We start from the raw sequence: 1,332 nt of genomic DNA, 5'->3' as shown, positions 1-1,332 counted from the left end.
CAAAACTTATAGAAGAAAAATATGTCGTAAACGAAGACGGAACTCAGCGAAAAAAAAGCGGAGAGATTGGAATATGCAATTTGGTTTCGGTAAATTTAATATCTTGGGTTAATTTTAAGCCCGAAAAGAAAAAATCATTCTGCTATACTCTATTAAGAGGATGCGACAATATAATAGACACTCAATTTTATCCCGTAAAAGAGGGAGAGATTGCAAATAAAAAAAATCGCCCGATTGGAATAGGCGTTATAAATTATGCTAATCTTTTGGCTTCAAATAAATTAAAATATACCGACAAAGAAGCGATAGAATTTACAAATAAAGTTTTTGACGATTTATATTATCATATTTACGAGGCTTCGAATATTTTGGCAAGAGAGAGAGGACCTTATAAAACTTTTTACGAATCGAAATGGAAAGAGGGGAAAACTCCTTTTCATTTGTCGATTTTGAATAATAAAAAAAATATTCTTAATGTGGAAACGGATTCCGCGAAATGGGATAAACTTGCCGAAGATATAAAAAATTACGGAGTTCGTTTTTCTTTTCATGGCGCAATCGCTCCAACGGCAACTTCTGGAAAAAGCGTGTCCGCAACGGAAAGTATAGAGCCAATAGTGGATTTATTTTTTGTCGAAGAAGGAATACAAACTTTGCCGAGTTTAGCTCCGAATCTTAAAAAGAATAGAGATTATTACGAAAGATGCTGGACGATTCCTCCGAAAAATATTATAGAACTTGCGGCGGTTCGGCAGAGATATATAGACCAATCACAGTCGGTAAATCTTTATTATATTAAACCCGAATCGGCAAAAGAACTTTGGGACGATATTCAATACGCGATGGATTTGGGACTTAAAACTTTGTATTATATGAAAACTCCAAAATCGAATTTTGAATTGGAAGAAATTTGCGAGTCTTGCACTTGATAACTTAATGAAAAAATTATATAGCTATCCGATTACTTATATTTTCTATATAACTTTAAGTTTTTCTTTTGGAATATCTTTAGCGTTTAAAAAACATATTCTTATTTTATCGTATTTATTTTTAATAATCGCTTTTATTCTTGTAATTCTATCTTTAATTTTTGCATTTTCAAATAAACCGAAAATTTATTTTGCCATAATTTCATGCTTTTTTCTCGGTTATAGTTTTACGATTGCAAGATATTATAAAATTTTTCAAAGTCCATTAAGCTATTTTGAAGGAGATATAAAAGGCTATCGAGCGAAAATAATAGAATATGACGGAGTTGTAGGATTTAGAGACAGATATACCGCTTATGTCGATATGATTTACGATGGAAAGAATTGGCAAGCCATATAGATT

1 protein-coding gene and 1 pseudogene are annotated in these 1,332 nt (G+C 31.5%); both read left to right on the top strand.

The annotated features are described in order from the left end of the window. Positions 1-929: pseudogene (locus EZH24_RS11975) on the top strand (ribonucleoside-diphosphate reductase subunit alpha); the annotation flags it as partial. Between the two features lie 7 nt (positions 930-936). Continuing rightward, positions 937-1,329: a hypothetical protein gene (locus tag EZH24_RS11970; protein WP_137999302.1), complete on the top strand. Its 393-nt coding sequence runs from the start codon at positions 937-939 to the stop codon at positions 1,327-1,329. Positions 1,330-1,332: the final 3 nt, after the last annotated feature.

Origin of the sequence: Brachyspira catarrhinii, assembly GCF_005518285.1 — a bacterium.
Lineage (GTDB): Bacteria > Spirochaetota > Brachyspiria > Brachyspirales > Brachyspiraceae > Brachyspira > Brachyspira catarrhinii.
This window is presented reverse-complemented; position numbering and strand designations above follow the sequence as displayed.